Source organism: Acidimicrobiales bacterium (assembly GCA_036491125.1).
Classification (GTDB): Bacteria; Actinomycetota; Acidimicrobiia; order Acidimicrobiales; family AC-9; genus AC-9.
Window position 1 is genome coordinate 1 of the sequence record DASXCO010000178.1, and the last position, 21,124, is coordinate 21,124.

Sequence of the window (21,124 nt, forward strand, 5' to 3'; positions counted from 1 at the left end):
CTGGGTGAAGGCGCCGGCCTTGTCACTCCAGCCCTTGGTCACGACGGTCTCGTGGATCTCGTCCATGGTCCGCTTCCAGGTCGCCACCTGGTCCTGCGCACCGAGCCGGTCGGCCAGGGCGATGGCCCGGTCGAGGGCCACCCAGCACATGACCTTGGAGTAGAGGAAGTCCTGCTCCGCACCGCGTATCTCCCAGATGCCCTGGTCCTTCTCGGTCCATCGCCGAGCGGCGGTGTTGGCCACGGCCACCAGGAACTCCCTGATGGGGGGGTCGAACTCGCCGATCTGGTCGCGCAGCCGGTAGACGGCGGCCAGCAGCTCGCCGTAGACGTCGATCTGGCGCTGGGTCCACGCCCCGTTCCCGACGCGGACGGGCGCGCTGTTCTTCCAGCCGGCGAGGTGCGAGAGCTCGCGCTCGGACAGGTCGCGCTCGCCGCCGACTCCGAACATGATCTGGAGATCGGCTCCTCGCCCCAGCGAGGTGGCCGACGCCGTGCCCAGGTAGGCAAAGAACTTCTCCGCCTCGTCGGGACAGGCGGCCACCCACAGGGCGTCCATCGTGAGGGACGCGTCACGGACCCACGAGAAGCGATAGTCCCAGTTGCGGTTTCCCCCGACTGCTTCCGGGAGCGAGGTGGTGGCCGCGGCGACGATCGAGCCCGTCGGGTAATAGGTGAGGGCCTGGAGGACCCGGCCGCTGTTGTGCACCAGCTCGTCCCAGGGTCCGTCGTAGGTCTGGTGGAGGTCCGACCACGAGCGCCAGGCGGCAATGGTGTCAGCCAGCCGTTGGGACAGGTCGCCCTGGGACCACAGCCGAGGCGGCGCTTGGTCCAGTTGCCCGTAGTCGAGCCCGAAGGCGACACGATCCCCGGCCGAGACGCCGAAGCGCCCGCCCGCGACCCCGAGGCCGAACTCCAGGTCGATCGGCGCGGACAGCACGGTAAGGTCAGCGCCGCCCCGTCCCGTTATGCCGCCATCGACGGGCATCAGCAGGGGCCGGATGAGCCCGTACTCGGTAACCGGTGCGTACTCCATCTCCAGGTCCACGTGGCCCGTGACGCCCTCGAGCTGTCGCAGCAGCAGGCCGGGCGCACCGCCGCCGAGGTCGTGGCCTCGCTGGATGGCGCCCATGGCCAGGGCGTCGACGAGGCGGACGGAGCCGCTCGACGTGGTGAATGTGGTCTCGAGCACCATGGTTTGCTCGACGTACCGGCGGGTGGCCTGGAAGTCGCCGACCGGACGGATGGACCAGTGTCCAGCTTCGTCGTCGAGGAGCCGGGCGAAGACCGAGGGACTGTCGAACCTCGGGAAGCAGAGCCATTCGACGGAGCCGTCGCGTGTCACGAGGGCAGCCGAGTGGCAGTCGGACAGGAGGGCGTGGTCGGCAATGGGAGTCGAGCTCATGACGATGCTCCTGTCGTGTGGGGGTCACTCGAGCGGTGCTGGGCGCGATAGGCCAGATCCAGCTCGAGCCACACTTCAGTGAGGCTCGGAAAGGCGGCGACTGCGTGGCGGAGCCTGTCCATGGGCACTTCGCCGACGATGGCCACCGTCGCCGAATGCAGGATGCCGTCGATGTCGGGACCGGTGAACGTGGCACCGACTATCACCTGGCGGGACTCGTCTATCACGAGCTGAGCGGTGCCGGTCACGCCCTGTCCTGCGATCGCGGCAGCGGCCGTCTCCTCGAGCCCGACGCGCACGACGCGGAGGTCGATCCGCTGATCTCGGGCCTGGGCTTCGGTAAGCCCGACCGACGCGACCTGTGGGTCGGTGAACGTCACCCGGGGGACCATGCCGTGATCGGCTTGGTCCGACGACGGGCGCCCGAGCAGCGTGTCGACGGCGATCCGGGCGTGGTACTTGCCCATGTGGGTGAACAGGGCGCGGCCGTTGACATCGCCGATGGCGTACAGCCAGGCTCCCTGCACCGCCGATGCACACATCGTGTCGTCGACGGCCACGGCGCGACCGGGCTCCAGGCCCACCGTGTCGAGTCCGAGATCAGCCGTGTTGGGTCGGCGACCGACGCATACGAGAATCTCGTCGGCCGTGAGCTGCCGGCCGTCCTCCAGGGTGGCCGTGACCGGCGCGTCGTCCGCGCCCCGGTGGGCGGCGATCAGCTTGGTGCCGGTGATGACGGCGATGCCCTCGGCACCGAACGCCGCCGCGACCTGCTCGCCGGCGAAGGCCTCTTCGTTGGGCACCAGGCGCTCGGCCGCCTCGACGACCGTCACCTGGCGACTGCCGAGACGACGCCAGGCCTGTGCCATCTCCACCCCCACGGCGCCGCCGCCGAGCACGAGGAGCCTGTCGGGAGCCTCCTCGGCCGAGGTGACGTCGCGGTTGTCCCAGGTGCGGATGTCACGAAGGCCTTCGATCGGGGGGATGACCGGAGTCGAGCCGGTGGCAAGGATCACCCCCCTGGTAGCCGACAACATCCGCCTGGAGCCATCCGGCGCCTCGATCTCGACGCGTCGTTCGCCGGCCAGCCTGCCGCGGCCCCGAACGAGACTGGCGCCCACCCCGTCGAGCCAGCGGACCTGGCCCTTGTCGTCCCACCCGGCGGTCATCCAGTCCCGCCTTGCCAACGCCTCCGAAGTGTCCAGGGCGCCCCTTACGGCCTGAGCGGCTCCCGGTACCCGACGGGCGGCGGCGAGCACCTGGCCCGGCCGAAGCAGCGTCTTGCTCGGGATGCACGCCCAGTACGAGCACTCGCCACCGACGAGCTCGCGCTCGACGACCGCCGTGGTGAGCCCAGCGTCGGTGCACCGACCAACGGCATGCTCCCCGGCGGGCCCTCCACCCACCACGATCACGTCGTACTCGTCTGCCATCTCGCTCGTCTCCTAGTTTGCTGTCTGAAAGGACTCGACTAGTCGCGCGCGGCCGAGACTTCGCGGTGGTCAACCGCGACTTCAGTCACGCGGTGGGCGGCGCTAGTCGCTCTCCACGGGCGTGGCGGGCATCCGGCCCCACTCCGCCCAGGAGCCGTCATAGACACGGACAGACTGGCGCCTCCTCCGTCTGCCCGCGTCTGCCCGTCCCCGGGGTGGAGCCTACAAGGTGACACTGATTCGCGCCCGGCGACGAGGAAGGGAAGGCCGGGCCTTCTCCCTTTTGACCTTCTCGGTGGCGCTGGTCTAAGCATTTCGGCCGCGGAGGGGGGCCTCCGACCGAAAAGGAATGCAGTGACCGACCTCGTCATAACCGCCATCATCGCCGCCGGCCTGTTCTCGGGGGCGGTTCTCGTAGCTTACGACGCGTACTCGACCGTCGTCTGGCGGCGTCAGTTCGCCCCTCAGCCCCAGTCAGTGCAGCCCGACCCCACTACCGACTCCGTCGTCGATGACCTCCCCGTCCCAGCCGTGGATGCCCTCTTGTCCTGAAGGATCTCGCGCCCTCCCGGACTCGCAAACCCGGCTCGTCACTGGGAGAGACAGTGAGCGAGACCTCCCGCTCGGCTGCAAGGTGACCCCCCTGGGCTCGAGCCCTGAGGACCGCACTATGGGGAAGTAAGGGCCTCCGCGATGGCATCGATGCCAGCGATGCGAGCGGTCAACTCATCGTCGAGGTGGTGTCGACTGGCCAGATAGGTGGGGGAGTTGTAGCTCACGAAGGAGGTGCCGGACTCGTCCTCCCACATGAGGATCTTGAGCGGAAGATCCAGAGCCGAGAGCGGCGATGCCACCATGAGCGGCGTCCCCGCGGTGGGGCTGCCGAAGATCGCCAGCTTGGTGTTGGGCATGTGCTGGCCGACTCGCTCCGCCTCGCCACTGTGGTCGATCACCGCAAAGAGGGCGATGTCCTTGGTCTCCAGCAGGGTACGAAGCCGCTCCAAGGTGTCCTCGACGGACCGGGGGTTGGATCTGGTGGTGATCCCCTCTCGAGGGGCAGGATCGACCTTCTCGCTCATCTCTACTCCGTTTGATCTGTCCTGGTGGGACCCGGTGGTCCTTTCGACATTGTTGTACATGTGCTCCCCGGGAGCGACGACCGGCGCTTCCGCCGACGGAGACGCGCCCCGAGCGCGCGCGTGACCGGGGGTATTCAGGGCGGTATCCCCCCAGCCTTACGGTGCGGGGTTGACGGCTCCCACGACTGAAGTCATGCCATTCGCGTCTCGATAGGTCATCGCCGGCAGGTTCCATTTGCGCTCCAGCATCGCCGCGATCGAGGTGTGATCGTGGATGACGCTCGTGACCGCGCCGCGCCGGGCGTACGGTGACACGACGAGTGAGCCGGTCGCCCCAACGAGGAACCGGCGTCGGCTCATGGTCGTTTCGATTCTCCCCAGCATCGTGCCTCCCCAGCTGTCGGCGTCGGGTCTGCAGGGTCCTATGGACCAGGGTCCCCTGCGGATTGCCCATTGTGGGGAATCCGAGGATCCGGTACGTCCTGCCAGGCGCGGCTACGGGCCTCCTCCGCGTCCTCGAGTGCCCGGCCGTGGGCGACATACGCCTCGACCAGGGCCACCGACCATTCCTCCGTGGCTAGGGTGACGGCGCGCGAGTGGGCCAGTTCGGCGTCGCCCACGGCACTCTCGCGAGCTGTGGCGCTCGCTGTCGCAACCTCCGTCGCGTGTGCAGCCGCACGGTCTGCAGCTTGGAGGGCGGCATTGCTTGCTTCACAAGCGGACTCGACCGCCTGACGGGACTCGCTGTCGGTCGCTCGGACCTCGTCCTCGTAGTGCTGCTCGGCCCACCGCAGCGCCCGGTCGCGGTCGTTCTCGGCGGCCCGAACCGCTTCCACGTGCTCACTGGAGATCCGGCGGAGCGCATCGGCACGAGCAGTGGTGGCCCGCCGGGTCGCTTCGCCGCGGGCCACCGTCGCCCGGGCCAGAGCCTCGGCTCGATCCGCTTCGCTGGTGGCGCCGCCCATCTCCGCGGGCAGATGCTCGCCATCCGGCCTGGTCTCCGGTCCGAGATCCCTGCGCTCTGCGCCGCTCCGTTCATCGCTCACCCCACCAGGATGCCCGCTGCGATCGGGTCGTGTGATCACATTGGGCCTCGGACCCTCGTCCGACGGGTCTCGGCCGCCCGTCACGGCCTGGCGGCGGGTCGGGATCCGGCCGGTGGGGAGGACGCCGCCGGCGGGGACCCAGCGGCCTCGGTGATCAGGCGCGCCCCCCGGCCGCGGGTGAAGAAGCTGTAGGCCCACCGGAGGAGGACGATCACCCGGTTCTCGAAGCCGATCAGGTAGAAAAGATGCACGGCCAGCCACGTCACCCAGGCCACGAACCCGCTGAGACGGACCCCGCTGACGTCGGCAACCGCCCGGGCCCGGCCGATGGTCGCCAGCGTCCCCTTGTCGTGGTAGTGGAACGGCGGCGTCGACCGGCCATCCACGCGATCTCTGATGAGGCGGCCGGCGTAGCGCCCCTGCTGCATCGCCACAGGCGCCAGCCCGGGGAGGACCCGCGGCTCGCCCGTCCGCGCGTCACGGACGCGCACCATGTCGCCAATCGCCAGCACCTCAGCGTGGCCAGGAAGCGTCAGGTCCGGTTCGACCGTCACGCGACCGGCGTGGTCGACCTCGGCGCCGGTGGCCTGACCGAGCGCCGAGGCCAGCGGCGAGGCCATGACGCCGGCCGCCCAGACGATTGTCCTTGTCGCGTGGTGCGCCGTCGTGCCGTCGATGGACTTCACCTCGACGCCGTCGGGTCGCACGTCCACCACAGTGTGGCCCGTCATCACGGCGACGCCCAGATGCTCCAGTGAGCGCGCGGCGCGGCGGGAGAGGGACGGAGTGAAACCAGGAAGCACGCGGTCGGCCATCTCGATCAGCAGGACCCGCCCAGCCCGGGGATCACTCTGGCGGAACTCGCCGGGAAGCGTGTCGTTCGCCAGCTCAGCGATCTGACCGGCCATCTCCACTCCTGTCGGGCCTCCGCCGATGACGACGAATGTCAGCCACGTCGCCCTCGTCCTGAGATCGGGTTCCAACTCGGCGGCCTCGAAGGCCTGGAGAATGCGTCCCCGTACCTGAAGAGCGCTGTCGAGCGACTTGACCTCGAGGGCCAGCGAGCGCCAGTCCTCGTGGCCGAAGTATGCATAGCTCGAGCCGCCAGCGACTACCAGCGTGTCGTACGGGATCGTCTGGCGAGGCGCACCTGCAATGGAGGGGGTCACGGCGAGCTCTCGCCGCGCCAGGTCGAACCCGGTCACCTCGCCCATGACGACCCGGACGCGACGATCGCGGCGGAAGATCCGGCGCAGGGGCACGGCGATCTCGCCGGGTGACAACGACCCGGTCGCCACCTGGTAGCTCAGCGGTTGGAAGAGGTGGTAGTTGTGCCGGTCGACGAGAGTGATGTCGACATTCGCTTTGCTGAGGGCCTTGGCCGCCTGGAGGCCGCCGAAACCTCCGCCGACGACGACACAGCGGCCACCATCGGCTGGGGACATGCCCCAGTCTCGAACGGCAGCCACCCGCGGTCAAGCCGGCCGTTGTCGACGGTCCATCCCAACGGAAACCCGTCCGCCTCGACGGGGCGGCGCAATCGTCCCCGTTCGATCCGACGGCGCCGCCTACACTGACCGAGTTCTATTCCGGCTCCTACGCATCGCTGGGGGTCGGCAGTGCGATCGGCGGGGAGGCTGGCGGTGGATGAGCTGGGTACCAATCGGATGTCGAGACGCTCGCTGGTGCGGTCGGGGCTGGCGTCCGCCGGGGGCATTGCTGCGGCGAGCGCGCTGGCGGCCTGCGGGTCGTCGGGCTCGACCTCAGCGGCCTCGACGACGACCACCGTGCCCGTGGCCAACGGCGACGAGGCCCTGCAACGGCTGCTGGCCGGCAACCGTCGATTCGTCCAGGGAGTGGCCATCAACCAGGGACGCGACAGTGTCCAGCGAGCGGCGGTCGCCGAGACCCAGACGCCGTTCGCCATTATCCTCGGCTGCGCGGACTCGCGCGTCACTCCCGAGGTGCTGTTCGACGAGGGGATCGGCGATCTCTTCCTCGTTCGGGTCGCCGGCAACACGGCCAATGAGGCGGCGCTCCTCGGGAGCATCGAGTACGGAGCAGCCGTGCTCGGCTCGGTGCTCCTGATGGTGCTGGGGCACGAGAGCTGCGGCGCGGTCAAGGCGACGATCGATCACGTCCAGAAGGGCGCCCAGGAGCCGGGTCACATCGAAGCCTTGGTCGACCCGATCATTCCCGCCGTGCAGGCGGTGCAGGGCCAGCCGGCCGACCAGCTGGTTGAGGCTGCCGTCCAGCAGAACGTCCGCCTTCAGGTGCAGCAGCTGAGCGCCTCGACCCCCTTGCTCGCACCGTTGGTGTCGTCAGGAAAGCTCAAGGTCGTCGGCGCGGAATACCACCTGACGAGCGGCCAGGTCCAGCTGGTGAGCTGACGCCCATCCAGCCGAACCGTGGTGTGGCAATGAGCCCGCCCAGCATGCGTGCGACTGCCGCGAGATAGTGGGCTTGTGACCGGGAGTCAGCGGATTGCATTGGGTGTTCTCGTCGCCGCGCTGATCGTCGGGCTCGGTTTCGTCGCGGGCGGATCTCTGGGGGAGATCGCGCTGGCGTTGGTGGTGCCGGTGGGACTGCTCACGCTCCTGGCCCTGACCCGCCGCCGGTAGCGACTCCGCCGGGTTCCGCCCGAACGCTAACCCGGGACGTGGTGGGCCTGGCTGGCGCGGAGGACCATCCAATCGGCGTCGCTACCCCTGACTGACGCCTTGCAGTTCTTGCAGACTCCCGCAATATCGACGTCGAGCGGTGCGCCGCAGTTCGGACACCGCTGACCGCTTGCGGCCCCGCCCTCGGTCGTGACCTTGCTCGACCGCCGGAAAACCCAGTCCTGCTCCCAGAACGCCATCTGGTGGTTCCCTCGCACGACCCGGCCCGACGCGGCGTCGACGTCGTAGTTGGCTGACGCGGCGCGAAAGCGCACCGTTATCACGTCGTGACCGTCATCGCTTTCTGCGTCCAGGATCGTGGCCTTGGCGACGGTCAGGTTGTCGAGCACATTGCGCTTTCCCGCGCTGCGATAGCTCTCGATCTCGGCCTTCTGGCGCTGCCAGGCCTCGTCCGCCATCACCGGTTGGCTCAGCTCCGGCCGCTGCTGGTTCCACGCCTCTTCCACGGCGAAGAAACATCGTTCCGCCGTGGCGAGGAAGGCGTCCTCGTCGAAGCCGGCGTCGTGGGCATGTATGGCGGCCAGCCCGGCCGCGACGGCGTCCGTGCGAGCCACGTGACGGGCCGGCGACGGGGCCATCGTGGTGGACCCTCCCGACGGCCACCCCTGGTCTGTGGATGCCGGCCAGCCGGGTGCCCTTGCCGGGTGCCTCGACCTACGGTGGCCGACGCTGACGAAGATGAGCACGAGCACGATGATGGGAACAAGGATGAACAGCACGCCGAGGCCGCCGGCACTGCCACCACCGCCGCTGCTGAATCCGCTGCCTCCGACGAAGGTGTGACTACCGCCCCCGCTGAAGCTCCCACCGCTGAAGCTCCCACCGCCGCCACCGATACCTCCGCCCGCTCGGGCTAGGAACGGGGCAAAGGTGATGAACATCGCCACCCCCCTGATCTGGGCCGAGCGTAGCGCAACGCTTTCGGACCCATCTCCGCCGGAGTCACGACGGTGAGATCGTCGTCCCGCCCAGATCGCTCATGAGCTGGTGGCTGGCGCCGAGCGACGCTGACGCGTCCCCAACGACGTTCGAGACCCACTGCGGCATCGACGACACGCTCTGACCACCGATGGAACGAAGGTCTCCCGAGACGGTGGAGAGGTCGGCCTCGAGAGTGTTCACGTCCCCCCGCATGGACGCGGGCCACGGGAGGCGCACGAGGTCATGGTCGGCCTGATCGACTGCGTCGGCGAACTGCACGGTCGGTCGGATCAGGGTCTCGGCCGACGCCGACGAGCCAACCGGGCCGGCGACCACCTTCTTGGCCTGGGCGCTCCACGCCCGCTCTGCGTTCTCGTACCGGATGACGAGGGACCCGTACCAGCGCCCGAGCGCGCTGAGGTCCACAGATCCGGCGACGGTGCCTCGGGCCTGGCTGGGGTCTCCACTGACGGCGGGGCCGCTCGCCGTGGCGACCACGATGGCTGCCGCGAGGACGCCGACGCCCGCCAAGCCAGCCGCCGCCAGGGACCAGCGCCGCCGGTGCCGGGCGGCGGTTGGACGAGGGGCGCAAGGCGGGTCGAGCGGCGGCACACCTTGCGTCTGCGCCGACGCTGCCATCTCGTCCCCCCTTCAGGGTCGTGCTGAGCCGAGATGCCCCAGCTGGTCCGTACATCTGACGAGGTCACTATGGGTGCAAGTCCTGACGCAATGCTGACCAGACTCTGACGAAACGCTGACGATGACGGGCGGGCCGAGCACGGGCGGGCCGGAACCAAACACGGGCCGGCCGAGTGCCGACAACCCATTCGGCGTGCCCGCAAGATCAGCCAGCGCGCCCACCAGGGCGATCTGGCCGGGCCATCTCCGGAGCAGCCGAGCCGCTCAAGACCAGGGCCAGCATCTTTCCGAACAGATCCTCTGGCGCCGAGTCAGGATCGCTGAGCCGAGCCAGCCTGATCCCGTTCCCCAGGGCGAAAACGCCGGCCACGAGGATGTCCGAGTCCAGAGGAAGCGGTACGCCGTCACGCGCCGCCCATTCTTCCATGGCACGAGCCATCGTCCGCCGCAGCTCACGGGCGCCCTCCGAGAACCGCGGCACCATCTCCGGGTTGCGAGCCAGGTAGATCGAGAACTCGACATCGAGGAGGGCCGCCTCGCGGTCCTGCTCCATCTGGCGCACGAAGAGCTCGGCCGCCCGAGCCGCGCGGTCCTCGATCGAGAGCTCGTCGGAGACCAGGTCCGGGATCGCCCGGGCGGGCTCGTCGAGCCGATCGTGCAGCACGGCCCTGATCAGGTCGTCCTTGCTCTCGAAGTTGGAGTAGACGGCCCCCTTGGTGAGGCCGGCCTCGTCGGCGACCTCCTCCAGGGAGGCCCCGGCGAAGCCTCGGCGGGCGAACACCGTCGCCGCGGCCGCGACGAGCCGTGACCTCGTGATCGCCTTCTTCTCCTCGCGGGTGGGCTTCTCAGGCCGCCCGGTCTTCGCCACCACGTCGATGATGCCCCCCCACGACCGCCAGCGGGACGATCTCGTCGTCCTCGCGATCTCGGGCTGCGTGCAGCGAGCCCATGAGCTGCTCGAAGCGCAGGGCCGCGGAGAGCCACGCCAGCGCGTCGGCCCGGATCGGGTCGCTCCCCTCGACCTCGCGTCCGCTCGTCATGGATGGACCTCCAAGGGCTCCTCGCATACCATCCAGTATGCAATACCTATGAGTATCACATACTGGTTGGTATCAGTCAAGGACGCTGTCGGTCGCCTCTAAACTGCTCCCGGGTCACTGTCCGGCGGTGGCAGGCCACGAGGGGGGAGAGCATGGGCGAGGAGGCGATCGGAAGGTCGGCGGGCCCCTTGGCCGGGCTGCTGCCCCGCCCGGGCGCCCAGACGGGCTCGATCGTCGTCGACGCGCCGGGCGACGGCCCCGGGCACTGGGCGGGCGGGCCGAGCGCCGCGTGGGTCGATGGCACGTTCTGGCTCGCTTACCGGCTCCGACGCCCGGTGGGCGCAGGGCGGGGGTACGCCAACGTGGTGGCCCGCTCGGCTGATGGCGAGCGCTTCGACACCGTCGCCGTCGTAACCAGCGATCAGATGTCGTGCGCCTCGCTGGAGCGCCCGGCACTCGTGCCGATGAAGGATGGCACGTGGCGCCTGTACATCAGCTGCGCCACGCCAGGGTCGCTCCACTGGCGGGTAGACGTCCTCGAAGCGGACGACCCCGCACGTCTCGCGCACGGACGGCGAGCCACCGTCCTGGCCGGCGACGCCACCACGGCGTGGAAGGACCCCGTGGTCTGGTGTCGGGGAGGCGTCTGGCAGATGTGGGTCTGTCGCCACCGCACGGACGTGCCGGCCGACGGCGACCGCATGGACACCTGGTATGCCACGAGCCCGGATGGGATCACCTGGTCGCTCGAGGGGGTCGCCATGCACGGTCGACCAGGGCGGTGGGACCAGCGAGGAGCGCGGATCACCGCAGTCGTGCCGGTCGACGGTGGGTATGCGGCGTACTACGACGGTCGGCCGACGGCCGACGACAATTGGGCTGAGCAGACCGGGATCGCCTTCGGCACCAGCCCGTCGCGCTTCGAGCCCCTGGGCGACGAGCCCTGGGCGACCCCGGAGGGGGGAGTGGGCGCACTTCGCTACATGAGCATCCTGTCCCTTCCGCGCGGCGGCCAGCGCGTCTATTACGAGATCGCCCGACCCGACGGCCCCCACGACCTACGAACCGAGTACGTGCCCCGGCCGGGGCTCGCCAGCCAGTCCTCGTAGCTTTCGCCGGTCAGATCCTCGAGGCGCCGGACGTCGTCGGTGAACCGGTCCGCCAGACGCTGACGGTCCGCGGCCGGGAGCTCCGGGCGGTCGCCGTTCCGGCGGTGGAGGGCGGCGAGCACCGGGGCACTGGCCCGGCGCCACACCCGAGGTGGAAACCATCGTCCGACATCGGCGCCGGCGCGCACGACCGCCTGGAGGGCCATGTTGACAGGTGTCGGCTCGACCCACGTCGAGACGTTCTCCGAGGGTGCCTCGGAGATGAGCCCGGTACGCACCCCGAGGAACTCACAGATGCGATCGAGGGTGCGGTCGTGCTCGTCGACGAGGTCCCGATAGCGCAGCACGTGCACCTGCTCAGGCGGGAACCATCGGTAGAGGTCCTCCAACTGCTCGCCGTAGCGCCCGAGCTCCAGGTAACGCCAGAAGGGCGCCCAACCATCCGCCACCCGCTCGGGCTCGACCAGGCAGGCCTGCATGAAGCTGGCCTCGGGCTCGAGACCATCGCACCACATGTGCGTCCAGTTGCTGTAGGCGCGGTCCACGGGATTCCGTAGGACGGCGATGAGCTTGACGTCGGGGACGAGCGCCTTCATCCGCCGATGAGCCTCCCGATCCCAGAGGTAGAACGGCGTGCTCTCGCCTCTGCGGGCGCCGGCGGGGGCCCCGGCAAAGAGCCGCTCGTACCGGTCGCGTTCCCAGATCCACTCCCGTACGCTGTGGGCGTCACCTGGCCCCCGCTGGGGCGTCGGCGGCCCGTCGCACATGAAGAACTTCGGCTCCTTGACCGGCGACAGGTACAGGTCGGGATGCCGGGCCAGAGCGACGTGCAGGGCGGTGGACCCTGCCTTGGGCGCCCCGATGATCAGGAAGTCAGGCAGGCCCGATCCAGCGGGAACCGTCATTCTCCATCATGTTCGGGGCATCGGTGGACTTCGTCAAGGGTCGTCACCCACTATCCATCCACCATTCACCGATTTCCTCATCCCAATTGCTAGGACCCGCTCGTGGCCAGGCGGGGCTGCGACGACGAGGGGGATCTCATCGAGATGGCGGGAGAGGTTCCAGCGCGTCAGCTCACGCGTCGACAGCTGCCGGTCCTGACCGGCACGACCCTGTCCGATTTCCGCTAGCGGGGGGCGCCGGGCGCTGTCAGGCTGCTCAGGTGATCCCCGAGTTCGACCAGTGCTACCGAGCGGTCGCGAGTCGCGACGCCCGCTTCGATGGCTGGTTCTTCACCGCCGTCACCTCGACGGGCGTCTACTGCCGGCCCAGCTGTCCTGCCCGCACACCCATGCAGTCCAACGTTCGCTTCTTCACCACCGCGGCGGCAGCCCACCTCGCGGGGTTCCGCGCCTGCAAGCGGTGTCGCCCCGACGCCACACCAGGGTCACCGGAGTGGAACGGACGCGCCGACCTGGTGGCTCGGGCCATGCGCTTGATCGCCGACGGGATCGTCGACCGTGAGGGCGTGACCGGGCTCGCCCGACGGCTCAGCTACAGCGAGCGACAGCTCAATCGGCTCCTGCTCGGAGAGGTCGGTGCCGGCCCCTTGGCCCTCGCCCGGGCCCAGCGGGCCCACACGGCGCGGGTCCTCATCGAGACGACGGACCTCAGCTTCGCCCACGTCGCCTTCGCATCCGGGTTCGCCAGCATCCGCCAGTTCAACGACACCATCCTCGCCGTGTTCGCCTCCAGCCCCACCGACCTCCGCCGGCGCACGAGGCGGCGCTCCGATCAGTCGGGAGGCGTCGCCCTCCGGCTGTCCTTTCGGAAGCCGCTCCACGTCGACGCCCTCCTTGGTTTCCTCGGGGCGCGAGCGATACCAGGCATGGAGGAGCACGCGGCGGGCGCGTACCGACGGACACTGCGGCTGCCGCACGGCGGGGGAGTGGTGGCGCTGCGCGACGGTGGCGGGCACATCGCGTCCCAGCTCCATCTGGACGACTGGCGCGACCTCGCTCCTGCCGTCCAGCGCTGTCGCCGCCTGCTGGACCTCGACGCCGATCCGACAGCCGTGGACGACGTTCTGGGCGCCGACCCGATCCTGGCGCCGCTCGTCGCCACCCGGCCGGGCCTCCGCATCCCGGGAGCGGTGGACGGCACCGAGATCGCCGTCCGCGCCGTCGTCGGTCAGCAGATCTCGGTGGCCGGTGCCCGCACCCTCACGGCGGAGCTCGTCAGCAGGCTGGGCAAGCCGCTGACGGCGGCAGACGGCACCCTCACCCACCAGTTTCCCGAGCCCGGCGCCCTCGCCGACGCCGATCCATCCTCGCTCGGACTCCCGTTGGCGCGGGGCCGCGCCCTTGTCGGGCTGGGTCGCTCGGTGGAGGCCGGTGACCTGGTGCTCGATCCCGGCGCCGACCGGGAGGCGGCGACCAGGAGTCTCCTCGACCAACCCGGGATCGGGCCCTGGACGGCCGGGTACGTGGCCATGCGGGCGCTCGGCCACCCGGACGTCCTCCTGGAGACGGACGCGGGTACCCGGCGGGCGTGCGGGCGCCTCGGGCTTCCTCGCGCGCCGGGTGACCTGTCCGAGCACGCCGAGCGATGGCGGCCATGGCGCTCCTACGCGCTGCAGCACCTTTGGGCCAGCCTCGCTCCCGCACCCACACGAAAGGAGACCGATGCCTGAGACCCTATGGACGATCGTGTCGAGTCCCGTTGGCGACCTGTTGTTGAGCGGCGACGGCAACTCCCTCGACACCCTCCGCGTCTCGGACAGCAGCCAACCGCCCGAGGCCCTCAATGGTCACGAGCGTGACGACGACGCCTTCGCCGAGGCCCGGACCCAGCTGGCCGAGTACTTCGACGGCGAGCGCACCACGTTCGAGCTCTCGCTCAGCCCCAGCGGAACGTCCTTCCAACTGCGGGTCTGGGAGGCCCTCCGCAAGATCCCCTACGCCGCCACGGCGAGCTATGGCGAGGTGGCCGCAGTGATCGGCAATCCCAGCGCGTCGCGCGCCGTGGGCCTGGCCAACGGCCGCAACCCAATCGCCATCGTCATCCCGTGCCATCGGGTGATCGGCGCCGACGGCAGCCTCGTCGGGTACGGGGGAGGGCTCGACCGCAAACGCCGCCTCCTGGAGCTGGAGGCCTCGAGTCTCGCCCGCCTTCGGCGCTGACCTCGGCCCCTCGGTGCCGGGCAAGTTTCGCGATCCCGGTTTAAGGTGGGCGTTGGCAGGTTGCCGGTGCCAGAGGGGGGCCGGTGTCAGGAGAGAGGAGCGCCGGTGCTAGGGGCCGAGCAAGCATCGTTCGACAAGCCAGACGAGGTTCGCACCTTCGAGAAGGGTCGGGTCGACATCATCAACGTCGGCGGGGCCGAGGTCGGTCGCCTCACGTTCGAGCCGGGCTGGCGGTGGTCCGAGCACGTGAAGCCGACGGCTGGCACCGACTGGTGCATGGCGCCGCATTTCCAGTACCACGTCTCCGGCATCCACCACATCCTTCTCTCCGACGGGACCGAGTTCGACTGCCATCCGGGCGACGTCGTCGCCCTGCCGACGCCCCACGACGGCTGGGTGGTGGGGGATGAACCGGTCGTCCTCATCGACTGGTGGGGGATCATCGGCTACGGGAAGTAGCCGACACCGGGACGGCTAGCCGGAGGTATCCGTCCCGGCCGCCTCACCCGCCAGTCGGCTCTGGCTCTCGCGACCCAGGCGGCTGTGGTGGTAGCCGTAGCCGGCGTACACGATCGTCCCGACGATGAGCCACACGCCGAAGCGGATCCAGGTCGTGAGCGACAGCTTGCTCATCAGCCACAACGAGAACCCGATGCCCGTGATCGGCACGAACGGCATCCATGGGCAGCGGAAGGTCCGCGGCAGCTCGGGCGAACGGTATCGCAACACGACGACCGCGCCGGAGACGACGATGAAAGCGACCAGGATGCCGATGTTGGTGAGCTCGGCCACCTGCAGGATGGGTACGAAGCCGCTGATCCCCGCGGCCACGATACCGATGATCCAGGTTGGCCGATGAGGGACCGCGTTGCGGTTGGTCTGCGCGAACCAGGCCGGTAGCAGACCGTCACGGCTGATGGCGTACCACACCCGCGAGGCGCCGAGGGCAACCGAGAACATCACGGTGATGATGCCGACGACGGCGCCGATGGCCACCACCCGGGCGACCTGAGTCTGGCCGATGACTTGGAACGCGGTCGCAAAGGCGCTCTTGGTGTTGATCTTCCGGTAATGCTGCATCCCGGTCAGGACCGTGGCGGCGACCAGGTAGAGAACTGTCGCGACCCCGAGGGACAGCAGGATCGCCTTGGGTAGCACCCGCTGGGCATCCCGCGATTCCTCGGCCGCGGTGCTCATGGCGTCGAAGCCGAACATGGCGAAGAACACCGTCGCCGCGCCGGTCACAGCGCCCCCGAACCCGTAGGGAAGATACGGCGCGTAGTTGCCGGTCTTGATGTAGAACGCACCGACCACGACCACCATGACGACGATGGCGATCTTCACGACGACGAGGACGGACTCAGCCCGCACGCTCGAGCGGATGCCCCGGTTGAGGAGGTAGGCGACCAACAGGCACAAGAGCACGGCGAACAGCTCCACCCTGTGCCCGTGCCCGGTCGACGGCGCGCCGAGCATCCACGACGGGAGGTGGATGCCGAAGCTCGTAAGCAAGGTGTTCAGATAGCCGGAGATGCCGATGGCGACGACAGCGGTGATGGCGGTGTACTCGAGCAGCAGGTCCCAACCGATGAACCACCCCACGATCTCGCCGAGCACGGAGGAGCCGTACGAGTACGCCGAGCCCGCCTTGGGGATCAGTCCGCCGAACTCCGCGTAGGCGAGGGCGGCACAGCCGGCGGCAATCGCGGCGATCACGAACGAGATCGTCACTCCCGGACCGGCGTTCGTCCGGGCCACTCCGCCGGCCAGCGTGAACATCCCGGCGCCGATGATCGCCCCGAGGCCGATGGCGGTGAGCGACCACAAGCCAAGCGACCGCTTCAGCTGCTGCTCCTCGGCGGGTTCGTGCAGGGCGATGGGCTTGCGGCGGAAGATGCCGGTGGCCCCTGTGTGCAGGATGCCTCTGGTCCGGGTGGGCCCGGGTAGGTCGGGCGGTGCCGCGTCAGGCTGAGGGGTGCTCATCCCCGGCTGGTCCGTTCGATCAGCCGTGCAGGCCCGACGCCGGGAAGAAGTAGGCCAGGCACTGCTTGAGGCCCGTGATCCAGACGGCGAGGTCGTGCTCACCCGGATCGACGGCCAGGCTGTTGGGCTGCCCCACCTTGTTCATGGCCGCGATGTAGTTGTGGGCGTCGGTGACCCCGTCCTTGTCCGCGTTGCCGACGACGATCAGCGTGCGGGGACCGGTTTTCGAGGCGTGCAGGATCGGCGAGGCCGCCTGCTTCACCGCAGTGGGCTGGCTCGCCGGGAAGGCGGGGGGCGCGGCGGTGAAGAAGCCGCTCATCGGGCACGCCGCCTGGTAGGCGCCCGGGCTCAACGTGGGCAGATAGGCCGACCCGAAGCCGCCCGAGGACAGCCCCGTCACCGCCCACGTGCCGTTGGTCGAGTAGCGCTTGTCCACCCAGCTCCGCAGCTCCGGTCCGGTCGCCGTCCCCATCTGCTGGAGGGTGCTGTTGGCGAAGTCGCTCTCGCTGACGGCGGGGCCGTTTCCATCGGGGGCGACGCCGATGAAGGGCGTCTTGGAGGCGTTCGACAGCTCGGTCAGGCCGAGGCCGATCATCTGCTGCGGTTCCCCAGGGGCACCATGGAGGAGCTCCACCACCGGGTATCGCTGACCGTGGCCATAGCCCGGAGGGAGGAGGACGAGCACGCGACGGTCGCCGCCGACCGACGGCGCCGGGTACGAGGTGTCCTCGAGCTGGGCCACGCTGGAGCCCGATGCCGAGGTGGAGATGAACGTGGTGGACCCAATGACACCGATCACGGCCGCCGGCACGAGAAGCACCCACGCCAGCGGTGTCATCCGGCCGGGACGGCGAGGGCCATCCGCCTCGCCATCGGAGACCACCTCGGGGCGGGGGCCGAGGATGAGCCCCAGGCCGAATCCGAACGTGAAGCTGATGAGGTGCTCCCAGTCGGCGAGCTGATGGTGCAAGGGCAGTCCGCTCAGCACGACGAGGAGGGCGACGATGCGCAGCCACCGCCATCGCAGCAGGGCGACGACAGCGCCGGCGCCTCCCGCGGTGATGGCGGAAGCGCCGAAGTCGAGAGTGGAAAGGGTCTTGGCCGCCCACGTGCTTCCGAGGACGTTCCCCACCCCGAGCCCGGCCTCGACGCCGAGGGGACCGACAATTCCGGTGACGACGATGACGGCGATCGCCCGGACGCTGCCGGCCAGGGCCTCGTAGAGGCCCACGAACACGAGCACCGACAGGCAGATCGAGAGACACATGAAGGTGTTGCGCGTCAACAGCTGGTTCGTGAACAGCGTCGACCAGTGCCCGGCCTGGATCTGGCGGCCGCTGTAGGCGTACTGGTACTCGGTGGTGAGGCCGAGGTCGTGGTGGAACACCCCGGTCCGCCAGGCCGTGGCGACGATGGTCGAGATGATCAGGGTCGTGATGATCGGCGGGTGGATCCGAAAGCCCGTAGGCCAGAGAACTCGACGACGCCGGTGTGCTTCTTGGTCCTGGACGAGTGACATCGATGAACGCCTAGCCCTTCCCGAACATGGCCTGGCGAAGTCCGCCCGGTACGTAACTGCGGGCGACGGCGGCGAGACCGCCCGGTAGCTGACGGCGGGTGGGCACCACCAACCAGCGAGGCTCCCAGGTGGGGTTGAACTTGTCCTTGTAGCGCCGCAGCGACGTCGTCGGATAGAGCCGCTCGGCCATCTTCCCCCTGTAGAGCGGCACGCAAGCCAGGCTGCCCTCTCGCAAGCCCGCCTGGGCGAAGCCGAGCAGGCTCTCGGCGATGAGAAGGTCGATGGTGGGGTTCGGGGCCTCCGGGCTGCGACGCATGATGTCGAGCACACGCCCCCGGCCGCCGTCATGGTGGTGCCAGGTCACGAAGCCCACTGCCTTCCCCGACGAGTTCACCGCGACCCGACAGTCGGTCGAGCTGATCTCCTCGGGATCGAAGCGACCGAGTGTGAAGCCCATCTCGCCTCCGTGCTTGGTGGCCAGCCAGGCTTTCGAGACCTCAGCCACCCCCTCAGCCACCTCGGGAGACCACGGCACGACCGTGAGGCCCGCCCGCTTGGCGGCACTCACGCTGTGGCGGATGTTGGCCATGCGCTTGCCCTTCAGCGAGAAGCTGGCCAGATCGATCACAGCGTCCTCGGCAATCGGCATGGCGTACATGCCCCGGCTCTCGTAGGGCTCGGCTTCGGCGACACAGGTGAACACCGGGTGCATGCGGTCTTGCTTCAGACGCTGCAGCAGCTCGTCGAGGACCCGCTCCCTCGCCCAGGGAGGGGCGGCCACATCCGTGGCCAGCACGGCCCAGCGACCGCGACGGACGTAGCCGGCCACGGCCGCGCCCGCCAGCCGCACGACGACGCGGTCCTCCCCGAGCAGGAAGGGACTGGCCGACTGGCGGCCCCAGCGAGCCACGGCCGCCTGCATGAGGGGACTGACGGTGGCCGCTGGGGTGGCCTGCGGCCTGGACCGGCGGTGCGGCGTCCGCGCCTTTGCCTTCGCCTTGGGCTCGGCCTTGGTCGTGGTCTGCACGCCGCCGTGGCCGGTCGCGGCGCTCGAGTCTTCGCTCTGGTCGCCATTGGGCGTCGTCGGCGCGGACGGGCCAGGCGAGACCGGACGACTCTCAGGTGAGTACCACTTCCCGTCCCACGCCAACCACCACCCGACACCCTGTGAGGTGTCGCTCATGGAATCGTCCCCCCCTGTGGCGCCGATGGACCACCTGCGCAGCTTCTTCTGGTAACTGCAGGGTACGCCTCTTCGGCCCGGGCGGAAAGGGCGCCGTCTGGATGGCTTCGGGTCCGGCTTCTTCCCTGGGTTCCCCGCGACCGGCCACGTCAACCGCGTCCGCAGCTGGCTCCCAGGCTGCGACCGGCTGCCGACCATCCCGGCACCTCGAGCTCGGGCCAGTAGTCGCCCGTGTGCTCGTCCTGCGCGAACGGCACGGGCGGCGGCTTGCCGTCCACGATCTCGGCGACGGCTGAGAGGAACGCCTCGATCTCCTCGGTGGTGGTCGACAGCGTGGCGCTCGCCCTGACTGCACCCGGGACCAACCGGCGGTCCCCGCTTCGAACGCCCTGCCGGAATGCGGCCTGCTCTTCGTGCGATACACCGAGGAGTCGGATCAGGTAGGGGTGGGCGCAGAAGCACCCGTGGCGCACACCGATGCCGTACTCCGCGCCCAAGCGCGCTGCCATGAGGGCATGAGGCACGTCATCGGCGACGAAGCTCGCCACGGCGAGGGTGGGCGTCTCCAGCGACGGCCCCAACACTGTCACCCCCGGGATCGCGGTCAACCCCGCTCGGAGCTGGGTGGCCAGCATCTTCTCGTGGGCACGAATCTCCGACCAGCCGATGGCGGTGAGCTCGCGCATGGCCGTGCCCATCGCCACGGCACCGACGACGTTGGGGGAACCGGCCTCTTCCCGATCGGGAGGATCCGTCCACACCACCTCGTCGAGGTCGACGAGGTCGACGGCGCCGCCACCGAAGAGAAGGGGCTCGCCCCGGCTGAACGCCTCACTAGGGCCGATGAGCACCCCGGCCCCGAACGGCGCGTACATCTTGTGACCGCTCCATGCCACGAAGTCGGCATCGGCGGGCAGGGGTAGATGGGGAGCAAGCTGGGCGGCGTCCACGAGCACGGGCACGCCACGCTCGTGGGCCGCATCGAGGATGAGGTTCAGCGGCGGCAGCCACCCGGTGACGTTGGAGGCGCCGGTGATGGCGAGGAGTCGGGGCTTCGGATGCTCGTCGAGGGTCGCGGCGACCTGGTCGACCGAGAATGTGCCGTCGGGCCCGCATTCCACGTACCGACGGCGCGCGACTCGCCCCCACGGCAGAAAGTTTGCATGGTGCTCGACGACCGTCGTGACGACGACGTCGTCCTTGCTCAACTGCAGGCGGTACGCCAGGTGGTTGATGGCATCGGTTGTGTTCCGGCAGATGACCGCCAGGTCCGAGCTGTCCTGCTTGCCCGCGAAGGCCAGTGCGTCAGCGCGAGCGTCTTCGTACGCGGCCGTCGCCAGTCTCGACTTGTAGCCAGTGGCCCGGTGGATGCTGCCGTACCAAGGCAAGAACTCAGCGACCCTCTCGGCCACCGCTGGCAGCGCACCAGTGGAGGCGGCGCCATCGAGGGAGATGTACGGCCTCTCCAGCCCGTCGATGCAAGGCACCGGCATGCCGTCACCCACCAAGCGAACAGGGAACCGCGCCACGACGACTCAGGGTAACTCGTTGCAGGGCATCCATGACTGGCGTACTATCCCTGTTTACGAGGTTTGTTGGCGCGGGGAGCGCTGACCGGTGGAAGGGGGGGAAGTCAAAGAAGCTCCATCTGACGTCAGCTCATAGCAATCACCTTGGGGACGTAGCTCAGCTCTGGATAGAGCGCCTGTCTTCGGGCGGGAGAAACGCTGGTTCGAATCCCGTCGTCTCCACTGCACCGCCGTCAATCGTCAGCACTGCGAGGGCAACCTGAGTCGGCCGAGCGCTACCTCGATGAAGGTCATGGACTCCAACCAGCTGCGTCAGGCGTGGGTGGACTACTTCGTCGAGCGGGGCCACCACTACCAGCCCTCGGCCTCGTTGGTGTCCAAGGACCCCACGGTGATGTTCACCGTGGCCGGCATGGTGCCCTTGAAGCCCTAC

At 69.2% G+C, this 21,124-nt stretch carries 23 protein-coding genes; 8 read left to right on the plus strand and 15 right to left on the minus strand.

Annotated elements, in window-relative coordinates:
• Together VGF64_13955 and VGF64_13960 are read right to left on the minus strand one after the other, a co-directional pair.
• A partial coding sequence (locus VGF64_13955) for a glycoside hydrolase family 15 protein (protein HEY1635862.1) occupies positions 1-1,404 on the minus strand: 1,404 nt, incomplete at its 3' end.
• Positions 1,401-2,837, minus strand: a complete 1,437-nt coding sequence (locus VGF64_13960; GenBank protein ID HEY1635863.1) for an NAD(P)/FAD-dependent oxidoreductase — start codon at positions 2,835-2,837, stop codon at positions 1,401-1,403. The genes VGF64_13960 and VGF64_13955, both read right to left, overlap by 4 nt.
• A 354-nt stretch (positions 2,838-3,191) precedes the next feature.
• Between VGF64_13960 and VGF64_13965 the strand changes: the two genes are divergently transcribed.
• The gene (locus VGF64_13965) at positions 3,192-3,389 is read left to right on the plus strand and encodes a hypothetical protein (protein HEY1635864.1); all 198 of its coding nucleotides are present in this window, start codon (positions 3,192-3,194) and stop codon (positions 3,387-3,389) included.
• Positions 3,390-3,505: 116 nt separating this feature from the next.
• Here VGF64_13965 and VGF64_13970 read toward each other — a convergent pair whose 3' ends face one another.
• From VGF64_13970 to VGF64_13985, 4 genes are all read right to left on the minus strand, one after another.
• Complete coding sequence (locus VGF64_13970) at positions 3,506-3,916, minus strand: DUF302 domain-containing protein (protein ID HEY1635865.1); 411 nt, start codon at positions 3,914-3,916, stop codon at positions 3,506-3,508.
• Positions 3,917-4,072: 156 nt separating this feature from the next.
• A complete protein-coding gene (locus VGF64_13975; protein HEY1635866.1) occupies positions 4,073-4,276 on the minus strand; it encodes an alkaline phosphatase family protein in 204 nt (67 codons plus the stop codon).
• A 62-nt stretch (positions 4,277-4,338) separates the two neighbouring features.
• Positions 4,339-4,962: a hypothetical protein gene (locus VGF64_13980; protein ID HEY1635867.1), complete on the minus strand. Its 624-nt coding sequence runs from the start codon at positions 4,960-4,962 to the stop codon at positions 4,339-4,341.
• Positions 4,963-5,042: 80 nt separating this feature from the next.
• Complete coding sequence (locus VGF64_13985; protein ID HEY1635868.1) at positions 5,043-6,407, minus strand: NAD(P)/FAD-dependent oxidoreductase; 1,365 nt, start codon at positions 6,405-6,407, stop codon at positions 5,043-5,045.
• Between the two features lie 198 nt (positions 6,408-6,605).
• On the opposite strand from VGF64_13985, the gene VGF64_13990 reads away from it, so the two are divergent.
• Both VGF64_13990 and VGF64_13995 read left to right on the plus strand, forming a co-directional pair.
• On the plus strand, positions 6,606-7,352 hold the full coding sequence (locus VGF64_13990) for a carbonic anhydrase (protein HEY1635869.1): 747 nt from the start codon (positions 6,606-6,608) through the stop codon (positions 7,350-7,352).
• A 75-nt stretch (positions 7,353-7,427) separates the two neighbouring features.
• A complete protein-coding gene (locus VGF64_13995; protein HEY1635870.1) occupies positions 7,428-7,583 on the plus strand; it encodes a hypothetical protein in 156 nt (51 codons plus the stop codon).
• 26 nt (positions 7,584-7,609) lie between these two features.
• Here the strand turns inward: VGF64_13995 and VGF64_14000 are convergent, their stop codons facing one another.
• The 4 genes from VGF64_14000 to VGF64_14015 form a co-directional block, all read right to left on the minus strand.
• Complete coding sequence (locus tag VGF64_14000; GenBank protein HEY1635871.1) at positions 7,610-8,524, minus strand: TIM44-like domain-containing protein; 915 nt, start codon at positions 8,522-8,524, stop codon at positions 7,610-7,612.
• A 61-nt stretch (positions 8,525-8,585) separates the two neighbouring features.
• Entirely contained in the window at positions 8,586-9,203 is a 618-nt protein-coding gene (locus VGF64_14005) for a hypothetical protein (GenBank protein ID HEY1635872.1), read from the minus strand.
• Between the two features lie 205 nt (positions 9,204-9,408).
• Positions 9,409-10,071 (minus strand): TetR family transcriptional regulator, encoded by a 663-nt coding sequence (locus VGF64_14010; GenBank protein HEY1635873.1) that lies wholly within the window; start codon positions 10,069-10,071, stop codon positions 9,409-9,411.
• Positions 10,049-10,243, minus strand: a complete 195-nt coding sequence (locus tag VGF64_14015) for a hypothetical protein (protein HEY1635874.1) — start codon at positions 10,241-10,243, stop codon at positions 10,049-10,051. Before VGF64_14015 ends, VGF64_14010 begins: the two co-directional genes overlap by 23 nt.
• A gap of 152 nt (positions 10,244-10,395) precedes the next feature.
• Here VGF64_14015 and VGF64_14020 point away from each other — a divergent pair, with 152 nt between their 5' ends.
• Positions 10,396-11,352: a hypothetical protein gene (locus tag VGF64_14020; GenBank protein HEY1635875.1), complete on the plus strand. Its 957-nt coding sequence runs from the start codon at positions 10,396-10,398 to the stop codon at positions 11,350-11,352.
• Here the strand turns inward: VGF64_14020 and VGF64_14025 are convergent.
• The gene (locus tag VGF64_14025) at positions 11,268-12,257 is read right to left on the minus strand and encodes a sulfotransferase (GenBank protein ID HEY1635876.1); all 990 of its coding nucleotides are present in this window, start codon (positions 12,255-12,257) and stop codon (positions 11,268-11,270) included. The genes VGF64_14020 and VGF64_14025 overlap by 85 nt on opposite strands.
• Positions 12,258-12,359: 102 nt before the next feature.
• On the opposite strand from VGF64_14025, the gene VGF64_14030 reads away from it, so the two are divergent.
• From VGF64_14030 to VGF64_14045, 4 genes are all read left to right on the plus strand, one after another.
• Positions 12,360-12,485 carry a hypothetical protein gene (locus VGF64_14030; protein ID HEY1635877.1) on the plus strand — a complete coding sequence of 42 codons (126 nt, stop codon included), beginning with the start codon at positions 12,360-12,362 and terminating at the stop codon, positions 12,483-12,485.
• A 32-nt stretch (positions 12,486-12,517) separates the two neighbouring features.
• Positions 12,518-13,987, plus strand: a complete 1,470-nt coding sequence (locus VGF64_14035; protein HEY1635878.1) for an AlkA N-terminal domain-containing protein — start codon at positions 12,518-12,520, stop codon at positions 13,985-13,987.
• Positions 13,980-14,477, plus strand: coding sequence for a methylated-DNA--[protein]-cysteine S-methyltransferase (locus VGF64_14040; GenBank protein HEY1635879.1), 498 nt, complete (start codon positions 13,980-13,982; stop codon positions 14,475-14,477). The genes VGF64_14035 and VGF64_14040 overlap by 8 nt, the downstream gene beginning before the upstream one ends.
• Before the next feature lie 105 nt (positions 14,478-14,582).
• On the plus strand, positions 14,583-14,936 hold the full coding sequence (locus tag VGF64_14045; protein ID HEY1635880.1) for a cupin domain-containing protein: 354 nt from the start codon (positions 14,583-14,585) through the stop codon (positions 14,934-14,936).
• Positions 14,937-14,951: 15 nt separating this feature from the next.
• Here VGF64_14045 and VGF64_14050 read toward each other — a convergent pair whose 3' ends face one another.
• The 4 genes from VGF64_14050 to VGF64_14065 all read right to left on the minus strand — a co-directional run bounded on the left by VGF64_14050 (position 14,952) and on the right by VGF64_14065 (position 20,691).
• The gene (locus tag VGF64_14050; GenBank protein HEY1635881.1) at positions 14,952-16,460 is read right to left on the minus strand and encodes an amino acid permease; all 1,509 of its coding nucleotides are present in this window, start codon (positions 16,458-16,460) and stop codon (positions 14,952-14,954) included.
• A gap of 19 nt (positions 16,461-16,479) precedes the next feature.
• On the minus strand, positions 16,480-17,979 hold the full coding sequence (locus VGF64_14055) for an alpha/beta hydrolase-fold protein (GenBank protein HEY1635882.1): 1,500 nt from the start codon (positions 17,977-17,979) through the stop codon (positions 16,480-16,482).
• Between the two features lie 10 nt (positions 17,980-17,989).
• A complete protein-coding gene (locus tag VGF64_14060) occupies positions 17,990-19,162 on the minus strand; it encodes a DUF2156 domain-containing protein (protein ID HEY1635883.1) in 1,173 nt (390 codons plus the stop codon).
• A gap of 149 nt (positions 19,163-19,311) precedes the next feature.
• Positions 19,312-20,691 carry an aminotransferase class V-fold PLP-dependent enzyme gene (locus VGF64_14065; protein ID HEY1635884.1) on the minus strand — a complete coding sequence of 460 codons (1,380 nt, stop codon included), beginning with the start codon at positions 20,689-20,691 and terminating at the stop codon, positions 19,312-19,314.
• Positions 20,692-21,124 lie beyond the last annotated feature (433 nt).